The organism is Streptomyces pacificus (assembly GCF_011766325.1).
GTDB classification, from domain to species: domain Bacteria; phylum Actinomycetota; class Actinomycetes; order Streptomycetales; family Streptomycetaceae; genus Streptomyces; species Streptomyces pacificus.
The window spans coordinates 155150-168632 of record NZ_BLLG01000002.1 but is presented as its reverse complement, the minus strand read 5'-3'; the positions used below and the strand labels follow the sequence as shown (position 1 = coordinate 168632).

Annotated in this window: 11 protein-coding genes and 1 pseudogene; 3 read left to right on the top strand and 9 right to left on the bottom strand. The window is 73.9% G+C overall.

Annotation, left to right across the window (positions count from 1 at the left end):
* Positions 1-24: 24 nt before the first annotated feature.
* Positions 25-1386 carry a cytochrome P450 gene (locus SCWH03_RS03645; RefSeq protein ID WP_254076537.1) on the top strand — a complete coding sequence of 454 codons (1362 nt, stop codon included), beginning with the start codon at positions 25-27 and terminating at the stop codon, positions 1384-1386.
* A gap of 82 nt (positions 1387-1468) precedes the next feature.
* Here the strand turns inward: SCWH03_RS03645 and SCWH03_RS03640 are convergent, their stop codons facing one another.
* The 5 genes and pseudogenes from SCWH03_RS03640 to SCWH03_RS03620 form a co-directional block, all read right to left on the bottom strand.
* Complete coding sequence (locus SCWH03_RS03640; RefSeq protein ID WP_254076536.1) at positions 1469-1876, bottom strand: hypothetical protein; 408 nt, start codon at positions 1874-1876, stop codon at positions 1469-1471.
* Between the two features lie 193 nt (positions 1877-2069).
* Positions 2070-3294, bottom strand: a pseudogene (locus SCWH03_RS03635) (PHP domain-containing protein).
* A gap of 53 nt (positions 3295-3347) precedes the next feature.
* Positions 3348-4028, bottom strand: a complete 681-nt coding sequence (locus SCWH03_RS03630; RefSeq protein ID WP_173261692.1) for a glycoside hydrolase family 75 protein — start codon at positions 4026-4028, stop codon at positions 3348-3350.
* A 33-nt stretch (positions 4029-4061) separates the two neighbouring features.
* Positions 4062-4532 carry an NUDIX domain-containing protein gene (locus SCWH03_RS03625; RefSeq protein ID WP_173261689.1) on the bottom strand — a complete coding sequence of 157 codons (471 nt, stop codon included), beginning with the start codon at positions 4530-4532 and terminating at the stop codon, positions 4062-4064.
* A 158-nt stretch (positions 4533-4690) separates the two neighbouring features.
* A complete protein-coding gene (locus tag SCWH03_RS03620; protein WP_173261686.1) occupies positions 4691-5431 on the bottom strand; it encodes a hypothetical protein in 741 nt (246 codons plus the stop codon).
* A 224-nt stretch (positions 5432-5655) separates the two neighbouring features.
* Between SCWH03_RS03620 and SCWH03_RS03615 the strand changes: the two genes are divergently transcribed.
* The gene (locus SCWH03_RS03615; RefSeq protein ID WP_173261684.1) at positions 5656-7047 is read left to right on the top strand and encodes an NADP-dependent succinic semialdehyde dehydrogenase; all 1392 of its coding nucleotides are present in this window, start codon (positions 5656-5658) and stop codon (positions 7045-7047) included.
* A gap of 289 nt (positions 7048-7336) precedes the next feature.
* Here the strand turns inward: SCWH03_RS03615 and SCWH03_RS03610 are convergent, their stop codons facing one another.
* The gene (locus tag SCWH03_RS03610; RefSeq protein WP_173261681.1) at positions 7337-8404 is read right to left on the bottom strand and encodes a TerC family protein; all 1068 of its coding nucleotides are present in this window, start codon (positions 8402-8404) and stop codon (positions 7337-7339) included.
* A 348-nt stretch (positions 8405-8752) separates the two neighbouring features.
* Between SCWH03_RS03610 and SCWH03_RS03605 the strand changes: the two genes are divergently transcribed.
* Complete coding sequence (locus SCWH03_RS03605) at positions 8753-9079, top strand: helix-turn-helix transcriptional regulator (RefSeq protein ID WP_173261679.1); 327 nt, start codon at positions 8753-8755, stop codon at positions 9077-9079.
* 57 nt (positions 9080-9136) lie between these two features.
* Here the strand turns inward: SCWH03_RS03605 and SCWH03_RS03600 are convergent, their stop codons facing one another.
* From SCWH03_RS03600 to SCWH03_RS03590, 3 genes are all read right to left on the bottom strand, one after another.
* Entirely contained in the window at positions 9137-10579 is a 1443-nt protein-coding gene (locus SCWH03_RS03600) for an FAD-dependent oxidoreductase (RefSeq protein WP_173261676.1), read from the bottom strand.
* Positions 10580-10810: 231 nt separating this feature from the next.
* A complete protein-coding gene (locus SCWH03_RS03595) occupies positions 10811-11365 on the bottom strand; it encodes a PadR family transcriptional regulator (protein WP_173261673.1) in 555 nt (184 codons plus the stop codon).
* A gap of 24 nt (positions 11366-11389) precedes the next feature.
* On the bottom strand, positions 11390-13411 hold the full coding sequence (locus SCWH03_RS03590; RefSeq protein ID WP_173261670.1) for an NADPH-dependent 2,4-dienoyl-CoA reductase: 2022 nt from the start codon (positions 13409-13411) through the stop codon (positions 11390-11392).
* Positions 13412-13483 lie beyond the last annotated feature (72 nt).

Below are 13483 nucleotides of genomic sequence, written 5' to 3'. Positions count from 1 at the left end.
GAGCCCTCGCGATCAGGGAGTCCCATGGCCACCCCGCACGGCTACTCACCGCCGCCCCCCGGCTTCGGCGGCCGGCGCCCCGCCGCCACCGCGCTGTACGGGCCGCACCTCGACGGCGGCAGCATGCCCGCGCTGTACGAGGAACTCCGCGGGACCTACGGCCCGGTGGCACCCGTCACCGTCGCGCCGGGCGTCGAGGCCTGGCTCGTCCTGGGCCATCGCGAGCTACTGCGGGCCGCCGGCGACGAGCAGGACTTCTCCCACGACCCGCGCCGCTGGAACACGCTGCGCGACGGCCGGGTACCGCCCGACTCGCCGATCCTTCCCTACGTCGGCTGGCGGCCGGCGCTGCTGTTCGCCGACGGCCAGCAGCACCGCCGGATGAGGGCCGCCGTCTCCGACGCCCTCGCCCGGATCGACGGACACGCACTGCGACGACGGGTGCGGTCCGCGGCGGAGGAGCTGATCGCGTCGTTCGCCGGCCACGGCGGGGCCGACCTGCTGCCCCGCTACGCGCGCAGGCTCCCGCTCCTGGTCATCAACCGACTGCTCGGGCTGGACGAACGACCCGGCAGGCGCCTCGTCCAAGCGATCGGCCGGATGGGCGCCGCGACCGCGGACTCCGCCAGGGCGAGCCGGAGGATCAACGCCATCCTCCTCGCCCTGATCGAGGAGAAGCGGTACCGCCCCGGTGACGACATCACCTCCGCCCTGCTGCACCACCCGGCGCGCCTCACCGAGGAGGAGGTGCTGCACAACCTGCTGGTGATGTTCGTCGTCGGCCACCAGAGCACCGTCGACTGGATCGCCACGACCCTGTGCGTGCTGCTCTGCGAACCGGCGTTCCGCTCCTCGCCGACGAGCGGCCACCTCACCGCGGACGACGCACTCGACCTCGTCCTGTGGCGCTTCCCGCCGACCCAGAACCTCCCCGCCCGCTATGCCAACCGCGATCTGCTCTTCGGCGGGCAGTCCATCGGAGCAGGCGACATGCTGATCCTGGGGCTCGCCGCCGCCAACGCCGATCCCGCGGTGCTGCCCCCGGGCGGTCCCGCGACCGGCAACCGCTCCCACCTCGCGTTCGGCGCGGGACCGCACACCTGCCCGGCCCAGGACCCGGCCCGGCTGATCACCCGTACCGCGGTGGACGCCATCCGGCACCACCTGCCCGACATGGAACCGGCCGTCGAGCCGTCGCAGCTCGCCTGGGTGCCTTCGCCGTGGCGCAGGGGGCTCACCGCCCTCCCCGTCCGCTTCACCGGCCCGCGGCCGTTCTGTATCCCGGGGACGGACGGGACCGGCACCGGGACCGGGACCGGCACCGGCACCGGGGACGGCCACCGCCGGCTCGGGTCGGCGGGCGACGCGGGCGCGACGGGTCCGTGAGCGTCTGCGAGAGCCGTCCCGGCCGGCGCGCGGGTCGTCCCGGCCGGCGCGCGGGTCGTCCGTGTCCGCTCCCGCGTTCCGCTCAGCCGTCCCCGGCGCGCGGCGATTCGAGCCGCAGCCGCAACTGCTGCTCACCGTCCCCCGACACCGCGTGCTCCACCTCGACCGCGAAGCCCGCGGTCATGGCCCGGGCCAGCCGGTCCACCGCCGCGTACGAGCCCGAAAGCTCCGCCCCCACCGGAGCATGCAGGGACGTCGCCGCCACGGGGCCGGCTGCGGGCGGCGACGCCACGTCGTAGGTCGCCGACCAGACGGTGGTGTGGTAGCCCCGGCCCTCCGGGTGGGGGTGTTCCCCGGCGGCCCGGTCGCAGGGGTAGGCCGCGAGCAGCGCGGCGAAGACGGCGTCGGCGTCCTCGGGCGCGCCGACCAGCTGCACCGATACTTCCTCGTGCCTGTCGATGACGGCCATGGTGATCGCGTCCTCTCTCACACGGGGATGTCCGCCGCACCGGGACGTCCCATTCCAAGGTCGCACTTCCCGGACCGGGCGGCACGCGGCCGGGGGAGCGGTTCCACGGCCGCCGCGCCTCATGGCGCCCCGCCCCGCGCCGAAGACGCCGGCGGTGCACCCGGTACGGGGCGGGCGTCCGCAGGCGGTCGGCCGTGTGCGCGGTGCGCACCGTTCAGCCCGCGTTCGGCAGGTCCCCCGTCCGAGCCCAGCGCAGCACGTCCCGCGCACTGCGGGTGTTGACCACACGCGACTCGGGCACCCCGCACTCCTCGGCCCGGGCGCAGCCGTTGATCTGCCAGTCGAGCTGGCCCGGGGCGTGGGCGTCGCTGTCGATCGCGAAGAGCACCCCCGCCTCCACCGCGCGCCGCAGCAGCGGACGCGGCGGATCGAGCCGGTCCGGACGGCAGTTGATCTCCACCGCGGTGCCGGAGGCGGCGCAGGCCGCGAACACCTCGTCCGCGTCGAACTCCGACTCCGGCCGTCCGCGGCCTCCGCCCCGTCCCTTCAGCAGCCGTCCCGTGCAGTGCCCGAGGACGTCGACGAGCGGATCGGTCACCGCGGCGACCAGCCGCCGGGTCATCGGCCGAGCGTCCATCCGGAGCAGGGAGTGCACGGACGCCACCACCACATCCAGCCGGTCGAGCAGTTCCGGCTCCTGGTCGAGCGAACCGTCCGGCAGGATGTCGCACTCGATGCCCGTCAGCAGCCGGAACGGCCGCCAGGTCCGGTTGAGCGCGGCGACCGTGTCCACCTGCTCCCGCAGCCGCTCCGGGCTGAGTCCGCGGGCGACCGTGAGCCTGGGGGAGTGGTCGGTGAGCACGGCCCATTCGTGCCCGACGGCGGCGGCCGCGCGCCCCATCGCCTCGATCGGGCTGCCGCCGTCGGACCAGTCCGAGTGCAGATGGCAGTCCCCGCGGAGCGCCGCGCGCAGCCGGGCTCCGGGAACGTTCCCCTGGGCCTGCGCACCCGCCTCCTCCTCCAGCCGCCGCAGATACGCCGGTATCCGACCGGCCAGGGCTTCTCTGACGACCTGGGTGGTCTTGGGCCCGAGACCCCGCACCGACTCCAGGGAGCCCCCCCGCGGCCCGCTCGCCCACCTCTCGCTCGCCCAGGTCCGCGACCACCGCCGAGGCCGTACGGAAGGCACGCACCCGGTACGTCGGGGCCTCGGCCCGCTCCAGGAGGAAGGCGATCCGGTCCAGCGCCTCCACCGGGTCTGCCTTCGGGTCCGCCTTCGGGCCCGTCTCCGGGTCCGAAGCTCGGCCCGTCACCGGGCCCCTGGCCGGATCCGCGGCCGGGCCCGCCCCGGGGCGCCGCCGGCCGGCGCCGCGCGAGCGGGACCCGGACGCCGCCCCGGGGGTCGGGCGGGCGCCAGGCGCCCTGTCGTCGGCCGTCATCGCACCGCCCTTCCCCGCCGGTCCCGTCCCTTCCATGGTGCTCCCGCCGTATGTCAGGAGCGACCGACGAACTTCCGCGCGAGCCTGTCGCCGAGCCTCACCGCGGCCCGGTGCGACTCGATGGGGGTGACCTTGGAGTCCCGGAACAGGATGTACGTCACCCCGGAGTTGACGCCTCCGGTGGTGGGGTCGGGGTCTATGCCCAGCGCCCGGGCGGTGGCGTGCGACGCCTCGCCGATGAGGTCGGTCGGGCCGACGTCGCCGACCACCGCGTACACGACCCGGTTGCGGTAGATGACCGCGGCGACGGTGCCGCCGCGGATGCGCGAGTAGTTGTAGTCCCAGACGGAACTGATCGCCGGTACGACGATGAACGGCAGGTCGGCGGAGTCCAGCGGGTACCCCTCGGAGTCCCAGTACGCGGTCTCGGGCTGCCAGTACTCGTCGGTGTAAGGGTTGCACTCCGGACTGCCCAGGCCGTCGCAGTCGATGTCGAGGTCCGCCTTCCAGTGGACCACCGAACTGGTGCCGCACACGGGTATGGACTCCTCCTGGTCCGCGTCGGAGCGGAACAGCCCGTCGGATATCCGTGTGCAACTCCTGACCTTGGCGAGGAGTTCGCGTGCGCTCACGGAGCCCTCGTGGGCGGGACGGGCGGTGGCGGTGGCCGGCAGAGCGGCGGCGACGAGGAGCGCCGCGCCGGACAGGGCGGCGGTCTTGGAGCAACGGAACACGGGGCTTTCCTCCGGTTTCGGGTGCGGCCGCGGTCAGCGGCCGCCGCGTATGTGGTGGGCGAGCCGCTCCAGGAAGATCCGCTGGCCCGGGGCGAGCAGCTCGGCCGCGCGCTCCAGGGGGACCCAGCCGGCCCGGTCGACCTCGGGGAACTCCGTCGGTGCGCCGGACCGCGGCGGCCACTGCATCGTGAAGGTGCCGGGCACCACCGAACGGGGACCGAGGTCGCCCTCGAACGCCCGGACGGTGACGGTCTTGCCGCCCCCCTGGCGGCTCTCACCGGGCGCGATGCGCTCGCCCTGCGGGGCGGGCGGCCCGAGCTCTTCCCCGGACTCCCGCGCCGCCGCCTCAGGCTGCTCCTCCGGGCCGTACCCGCCCCGGGGAATCGACCGCGCGCCCTCGTCCCCGGCGGCCCGGCAGGGGCCTCCCATGTGCCCGATCGGCACCTCGAGATCCGCCGCGGTGCCCCGGAACAGCAGGAGCCCGGCGCTTCGCTTGCCCGACATGCTGCCGAGTCTGCGGGGGGCTCATGGCCGTCGCCATCGGACCGAAGGGGTGCCGGCAGGCGGGGGACCCGGCCCTGGCCGGGTCCCCCGCCGGTTCACTCCCGGCAGCGGCCGGTCCGGACGGCGCGCCGGTGCCCGGCGGAGGAGGGCGGAGGTGTCTAGCCCAGGAGAGTGTTCAGGTCGACGCTGTCCCCGGCCGGGGGAGTCGCGGTCGGGACGGGCTTGTCGTAGTCGACGAAGTCCACGGTCGCCTTCGCCGCGCCGGTACTCGTCACCACCAGGCGCACCGGATGGGGCTCGCCCTCGGTGGCGACGTACAGAGTGACCGCCCCGCCACCCAGACCGCCCGTCACCGGGATGGCCTCGACGCCGTCGACCTCCGTCTTCTCCCCCTTGGTGAGGGGGACACCGCTGAGGGGGACGCCGGCGAGCCGGTCGACGAAGGTGCCCAGGTCGCAGACCCAGGCCAGTCCTCTGAGCAGTCCGATGTCGGTGGTGCCGCGCAGATAGCGGTCCCCGACGAGCTCCCTGAGCGCTTCGCCGCCGCCGGGCACCTGGTTCTTCCAGAACGCCGCGTCCGGCTTCAGCCACACCGTCTCACCGCGCTTGATGATCTCCAAGGAGCCTTCGCCGCCGATGCCGACGGTCCCGGCGCAGTTGCCCGAGCGGTCGAGGGCGAGGTCCAGTTCGTTCGGCGAGCCCGGCCCCCGCAGGTCGCCCTTGCCGGTGATGCGTACCGACTCCGCGTCGAGCAGGGCCTCGCGGGCCTTCTGAGCGATCTGCGGGGCCGTGAGCGTCTCGATGTCGTCGTCCGCGTACGCGGTGCCGCCGGCCGCGAGTGCGACCGAGAGAAGAGCCGCGGACGGCGCCAGGGTCCAGGTCCGGTGGTGTGCGCTCACGATCGCCTCCCGGGAGGTGCGCCCGGTGGGTGGCCCGCTCCCGAGCCTACGCCGAGGCGGCTCCCACCGCCCGTTCGGGTGAAGTGCCGCAGGACGGCGGGGATATGCGGCGCGCGGGTCCGGGACGCGGCCCCGCGGGGGAGCGCGGTGGTCCGGGACGGTCGCGTTGCGCCGCCGCTCCGGGCGCGGCAGGGTCGTAGGTGCGGCCGAAGGAGGACCCCGCCATGGCCATCGCCAGTGTGAATCCCGCGACCGGCGAAACGCTCAGGACCTTCGAGGCCAACGGCCCTGAGGAGATCGAGAACCGCCTGGCTGCGGCCCACGCGACCTTCCGCACATACCGTACGACGTCCTTCCCGGAGCGCTCCCGGTTCCTGAAGCGGGCCGCTGCGCTGCTCGAGGAGGACCGGGAGGACATCGCGCGCACCATGACGAGCGAGATGGGCAAGCCGCTGGCCTCGGCCAGGGCCGAGGCGGCCAAGTGCGTCAAGGCGATGCGCTGGTACGCCGACCACGCCGAGGAACTGCTCGCCGACGAGTACCCGTCGGACCACGACGTGAAGGACTCCGGCGCCTCCGGCGTCACCGTCCGCTACCGCCCGCTGGGCGTGGTGCTCGCCGTGATGCCCTGGAACTTCCCGCTCTGGCAGGTGGTGCGGTTCGCGGCACCCGCGCTGATGGCCGGCAACACCGGACTGCTCAAGCATGCGTCGAACGTCCCGCAGACCGCTCTCTACTTGGGAGACCTCTTCCACCGGGCCGGCTTCCCCGCCGGCTGCTTCCAGACATTGCTCGTGGGCGCGGGGGCGATCGAGGGCGTGCTGCGCGATCCGCGGGTGGCCGCGGCGACACTGACCGGCAGCGAGCCGGCCGGGCGCTCCGTCGCGTCGATCGCCGGTGACGCGATCAAGAAGACCGTTCTGGAACTCGGCGGCAGCGACCCGTATGTGGTCATGCCGTCCGCCGACGTGGACCGGGCCGCACGGGTCGCGGTCACCGCCCGGGTCCAGAACAACGGGCAGTCGTGCATCGCGGCCAAGCGCTTCATCGTCCACGAGGATGTCCACGACGCCTTCACCGAGCGCTTCACCGCACGGATGGAGGCGCTCGCCGTGGGCGACCCCATGGACGAGTCCACCGATGTCGGACCGCTGGCCACCGAGCAGGGCCGCGCCGACCTGGAGGAGCTGGTCGACGACGCCGTACGGCGCGGAGCGCGGGTGCTGTGCGGCGCGGGCCGCCCCCAGGGCCGCCCGGCCGGCTGGTTCTACCTGCCGACGGTCCTCACGGAGGTCACCCCGGCGATGCGGATCCACCATGAGGAGGCTTTCGGCCCCGTCGCGACCGTCTACCGCGTCTCCGATCTCGACGAGGCCGTGGCGGTCGCCAACGACTCACCCTTCGGCCTGAGTTCGAACGTCTGGACCCGGGAGGCGGGCGATATGGAGCGCTTCGTCCGGGACATGGAGGCGGGCGGGATCTTCTTCAACGGGATGACCGCATCCCATCCGGCGATGCCCTTCGGCGGGGTGAAGCGGTCCGGGTACGGGCGTGAGCTGTCCGACCACGGGATCAAGGAGTTCTGCAACACCACGACCGTCTGGATCGCCTCCTGAGGAGGGCGGCCGCGCCCGGTGCGGGGCGCGGGCCCGGGTCTGCGCCGTGGATGCGGGAGGCCCCGCCGTCCGCTCAGGGCCCGCCCGGTCCGGGTGGATGCGCGGGGGTCGGGCCGCGGCGGCGGTCCGGGCTGAGGGGTCAGGGGTCAGGGGTCAGGGGTGAGCAGGCGGGGCCGAGGGGTCGGGGCGGGCGACGACGCCGGGACGCCGTCGCCGTCGCGCGGGGTGGGGAGCCCGCGACGGGCGTGCGGGCACGGGTGGCCGGTGGACCCGGCCCCACGCTCCCGGTTCACCGTGGTCGTGGCGGCGGTCGGTCCGTACGGCTCCGGGTGCTCGACGCGCCGGGGTCGGGGCCGTGTTCGGCGGGCGCCGTTCCGGTGGTGCCCGCGGTGCTCGGCGCCGCGGCGGGGCCGTCGTCACCGCCGGGCCGGTCGCGGGTGGCGATCAGGGACCAGGTGATGGAGACGGTGATCGTGGCGGCGATGACTCCCAGGGTGAGGGGGATGGGCAGCTTGCCGACGGGCGTCTCGGACAGGATCAGCTTGACCCCGGCGAAGGCGAGCAGCACCGCCAGGCCGTAGTGCAGGTACCGGAAGCGGCGCAGCAGTCCGGCGAGGCAGAAGTACAGGCTGCGCAGACCCAGGACGGCGAACGCGTTGGCGGTCCACACCAGGAAGGTGTTGGTGGTGATCGCCAGGATCGCGGCGACGGAGTCGACGGCGAAGACCAGGTCGGTGGCCTCGATCGCGACGAGGACCACGAACAGCAGGGTCGCCACCCGCCGGCCGTCGACACGGGTGAAGAACCTGTCCCCGTGGAACCGGGCGTCGGTCGGGACGACCTTCCGGACGAGGCGGACGACGGGGTTGCGGTCGGGGTGGACCTCCTCGTCCTTGGACGCGGCCATCTTCCAGCCGGTCCAGATCAGGAACGCGCCGAAGAGGTAGGCGGTCCAGAAGAACACCCGCAGCAGCTCCGCGCCGACGAAGATGAACACCAGACGGGCCGCCAGGGCTCCGATGACGCCCCAGAAGAGGACCTTGTGCTGGTAGGCGTCCGGTACGGCGAAGAAGGAGAAGACCAGAGCGAAGACGAAGACGTTGTCGACCGACAGCGCCTTCTCGATCAGGTAGCCGGCGTAGTAGGTGGTGGCGACGTCGCCGTCCTGCCACACGAGCAGGACCAGGCCGAAGCCCAGACCGGCGGCGATCCAGACGCCGCTCCAGACCGCGGCCTCGCGGAAGCCGATCACGTGGTTGTCGCGGTGGGCGAGCAGGTCGACGGCCAGCATCGCACCGATGCCGAGGGTCACCGCCGCCCACACCCACAGCGGAACCGGGAACGACAGGTCGCTCATATGGATACGGCTTCCTCGTCGTGGTGGCGGAAGCGGCCCGGCCGGGGAGGGCGTGCGGTCATCGAGCGAGCCGGTCGGTGAGCACGGCGGTCACCGGCCGCGGAAGTGACGCGGGGAACGCCGCGGGGAACGCCGCAGGGAAAGACCCGGGGAGGTGGGGAGGTGGGGACCGCCCGGCGCGGGGGCAGCGGGCGTCCGGTGGCGCGTCGGCGGGAGGTTCACGGCCATCACCCCTTCGGGGTAGGTGGTGCGACACCTCCAGGGTCACCCGAGAAGCTATGAGCGTCAATGTTTACGCGAAAAAATTTTCGTCAATCTGGGTTCAGGTGAGAGGGTACGATGGACCCCATGAGCGCCTCCCCGGCCCGCGGTGGCACCTGGACGTTTCTCACCAACCACGCTCGCGTCCTGCTCTGCCTGGCCGGCGATCCCGAGGCCCGGCTGCGCGATGTCGCGGCCGCGATCGGCATCACCGAGCGCGCCGTCCAGCTCATCGTCGCCGACCTGGAGAGCGCCGGATACCTCACCCGGACCCGCGTCGGACGCCGCAACCGCTACGCCGTCGACGCCACCCTTGCGCTGCGCCACCCCCATGAGGCCGGCCACCCCGTCGGCGACCTGCTCAACACCTTCCTCCACTGCGAGAACGCCCAGGAGCCCCGGACCGCGCCCTGAGGGCCGGGGAGCGCCGCCCGCAGCCGGCCCCCCGCGGGCACCCGCCGCCCGGCCGGTTCAGCCCGCGATCTCCGCCCGCATCGGCGGCGCCGCGGGCGGCGGGACCGCGGGACCGAACAGCACCGCCCGGGCCACTCTCGGGGCGAACAGGGCGCTCAGGGGCCTGGTGAGCGTCAGCACGGAGCGGAACACCGGGCCGACGAGCACCGGATCGCTCACGTACCGCCGTTGGACGCGGCCCAGGTACCAGCCGACCGGGCCGTCGGCGGCCCGGGAGGCGACCGCGTTCCCCACCGCTCCTGGCATGGCCCGGTCGGCGCCCGCGGAAATGTCCCACGCCTGGCGCGAGGCGTCGAAGAGGGCCCGCTGCACCCGGAGGGTCGTCGGCCTGCGGCGCGGGTCGGCCAGGGCGTCGCGCAGCGCCAGGGCGCTCATCGCGGCGACGGACATGCCCTGCCCGTAGATCGGGTTGAAGGTGCACAGCGCGTCGCCGGTGGCCAGGAACCCGGCGGGGCGCCGGCCCGGACGGTCGTATCTGCGCCGCAGGTTGCCCGTCGACCGGAAGCCGTATGCCGGGGTCCGCGCTTCGGCGGTGCGCAGCCACTCGTGCAGCAGCGGGTGGGGCAGGCGCGCGGCGAAGGCGGTGAACCCCGCGTCGTCCGTGGGCGGTTCCTGGCCGCGGAGACCGGCGAGCGCCACGAGGTGGCTGCCGTCCTCCAGCGGGAGCACCCCGCCCGCGTACGTCTGCGAGGGGTCCGGGTAGAACCAGTACGCCAGGGCCTCCGTGCCGAGGTGGGCGCCGGCGTCGCGGTAGACGCGCGAGGCGTACGCCTGGCCGGTGTCGATGGACTCCTCCTGCGGCGGCTCCGCGCCGAGGGCGGCCAGCCACCGCGGGGCGCGCGAGCCCCGCCCGGAGGCGTCCACGACCAGGTCGGCCGCGAGCGTCCGCTGCCGGTGCCCCGAGGCGCCGCCGCCCCCGGTGCCGTTCGTGCCGCCGCGCTCCCGCAGCAGCACACCTCGCACCCGGAAGGCGTCGCCGGTCAGCCCGACGGCCTCCGTGGACTCGACGGTCCTGATCGCCGGATCGGCCAGCACACGCCTGCGCACCAGATGCTCGAGCTGGGCGCGGGAGCCGGTGTGGATATGGGCCGTCGGGGCGGTCCGCCGGATCCAGCCGCCGCTCCAGGCCACCATGTCCTCGGGCATGCCCACCCGGGGTGCCCCGGCTGCCCGCAGCTCGGCCGTGAACCCGGGCAGCAGGGAGTCGAGCGCCAGCCGGCCGCTCTCCAGCAGCACATGGGCGTGCCTGCCCTGCGGGACGCCGGGACGAGGCTCCGGGCCGTCCGGGATCCGGTCGCGCTCCACGACGGACACCCGGTCGGCGTGGCCGGCCAGCACGTGCGCCGCGAGCAGGCCGGCGAGGCTCCCCCCGATCACGACGGCGTGCCGCCCGTCCCCGTGCGGCCGCCGGCCGCCTTCTTTCCGCGCGTGGTCCGCCATGTCCGCCCCTCGTGGTCGGCGAGTCCTGCTACGGCCGACCAGTATCCCCGCGGCGGGAGGCGAGGGTCACCGGCCGTGAGCTGCGGGTGCCGGATGTGGTAAGGCGTGCTGGGAGGGCGTGCTGGGAGGGCGTGCTGGGAGGGCGACTCCGTCCGCGCACCGGGCGGGGGACTCCCGCGGCTCGCCCCGAGGGGTTTCGCCCGGGGACGGGCGGCCGGGGCGCGGCGGCGCCTACCGCGGCCGGGGAGCGGGCGGCGGCTCCCCGACCTCCGCCAGCGCCTGGGTGAGCCAGCCGATCCAGAACCGTTCCAGCTCGATCCCGCCGCGCAGCACCACGTGCCGGATACGGTCCCCCGGCGCGTCCCGCTCCGGTGGGAAGTGGCGCTTCTCGATGTCCTCGTACTCCGCCAACTGCCCGCGGTGCCAGTCGAGATGGCGGTCCAGTTCCGCCTCTAGCCCCTCCGTCCCCACCACCGCCGCCGCGCGCAGCCGGAGCAGCAGAGCGTCCCGGACCGGTTTGGGATCCTCGCTCCTGCCCACCCAGTCGGTCAGTTCCGCGCGGCCGGCCGGCAGCACCTCGTACTCCTTGCGCCTGCCCCTGGCCGGCTGGGCGGAGGACAGGGCGCGGATCAGCCCCGCCTCCTCCAGCTTCCCCAGTTCGCGGTAGATCTGCTGGTGCGTCGCGGACCAGAAGTAGCCGATGGACCGGTCGAAGCGGCGGGTGAGCTCCAGGCCCGAGGACGGCTTCTCGAGCAGGGCGGTGAGGATCGCGTGCGGGAGGGACATGACCGGCATCCTAGGGAGGCGGCGTCAGATCTCCGCCGCCAGCCGGGTGCCCTGGTCGATCGCGCGCTTGGCGTCCAGCTCGGCGGCCGTGTCGGCGCCGCCGATCAGGTGCACGGTGCGGCCCGCGGCGGCCAGCTCCTCGTACAGCCCGCGCCTCGGCTCCTGGCCGGTGCACAGCACCACCGTGTCCACGGGGATCGTCCTCGCCGTACCGTCCACCGTGATGTGCAGGCCGTCGTCGTCGATCCGGTCGTACGCCGCCCCCGCGACCATCGTGACGCCCCGGTGCCTGAGCTCCGTGCGGTGGATCCAGCCCGTCGTCTTGCCGAGCCCCGCGCCGACCTTGGAGGTTTTCCGCTGGATGAGGTGCAGGGAGCGCGGCGGCCTCGGCCGCTCCGGGGCCATCAGACCGCCCCGCTCGGCGTACCCGGTGTCCACGCCCCACTGCCGGAAGTACGTCTGTGCATCGAGGCTCGCGCCCTCGCCGCCGTCGGTGAGGAACTCCGCGACGTCGAAGCCGATCCCGCCGGCCCCGACGACGGCCACCCGCTGGCCGACCTCCGCGCCGTCGCGCAGCACGTCGAGGTAGCCGAGGACGCTGGGGTGGTCGACGCCCTCGATGTCGGGGATGCGCGGCGTGACCCCGGTCGCGGCCACGATCTCGTCGTACCCGGTCAGCAGGTCCGGCGTGGCGGAGGTGCCGAGCCGGACCTCCACCCCGCGCAGCTCCAGCTGGGTGCGGAAGTAGCGCAGTGTCTCCTCGAACTCCTCCTTGCCCGGGATGCGCTTGGCTATGTTGAGCTGCCCGCCGATCTCGTCGGCGGCGTCGAACAGCGTCACCTGGTGCCCGCGTTCGGCCGCCGCGACCGCGAACGCCAGGCCCGCCGGGCCGGCTCCGACGACGGCCAGCCGCTTGCGCAGCCGGGTGGGGGAGAGGACCAGCTCGGTCTCGTGGCAGGCCCGCGGGTTGACCAGGCAGGAGGTGAGCCGGCCGCTGAAGGTGTGGTCCAGGCACGCCTGGTTGCAGCCGATGCAGGTGTTGATCGCCTCGGCGCGGTCCTCGCGGGCCTTGGCGACGAAGTCGGGGTCGGCGAGGAAGGGCCGCGCCATGGACACCATGTCCGCGCGCCCCTCGGCGAGCACCCGCTCCGCGACCTCGGGCGTGTTGATCCGGTTGCTGGTCACCAGGGGCACGGACACCGCGCCCATCAGCTTCTCGGTCACCCACGTGTACGCGGCACGCGGCACCGAGGTCGCGATGGTCGGGATCCGCGCCTCGTGCCAGCCGACGCCGGTGTTGATGAGGGTCGCGCCGGCCGCCTCGATCTCCTTGGCGAGTGCGACGACCTCCTCGAGCGAGGAGCCGCCGGGCACGAGGTCGAGCATCGACAGCCGGTAGACGATGATGAAGTCGTCGCCGACGTGCTCCCGGGTGCGGCGGACGATCTCGCGGGGGAAGCGGGTCCGGTTCGCGTAGGAGCCGCCCCAGCGGTCGTCCCGGTGGTTGGTGGCGCTCGCGATGAACTCGTTGACGAGGTAGCCCTCGGAGCCCATGATCTCGACGCCGTCGTACCCGGCGGCCTTCGCCAGCCCGGCCGCGCGGACATAGTCCTCCACCGTCTGCTCGACCTCCTCGCCGGTGAGGGCGTGGGGGACGAACGGGCTGATGGGGGCCTGCAGCGCGCTCGGCGCCACCAGGTCCCGGTGGTAGGCGTAGCGGCCGAAGTGCAGGATCTGCAGGGCGATCCGGCCTCCCTGCGCGTGCACCGCGTCGGTGACCGTGCGGTGCTGGGCGGCCTCCTCCTCGGTGGTGAGTTTGGCGCCGCCCTCGTACGGGCGCCCCGCGTCGTTGGGGGCGATGCCGCCGGTGACGATCAGCCCGACGCCGCCGCGGGCACGCTCGGCGTAGAAGGCGGCCATGCGCTCGAAGCCGTTCTCGGCCTCCTCGAGACCGATGTGCATCGAGCCCATGACCACCCGGTTCGGCAGGGTGGTGAAGCCGAGGTCGAGCGGGCTGAGCAGATGGGGGTACGGGGTCGGGGTCATCGGGGCGCCTCCTCGCGCGATTAGCGTCGCCCCCTTTGTAGACCCCGGAGAGCTCGCTATGCAACTAGTTGC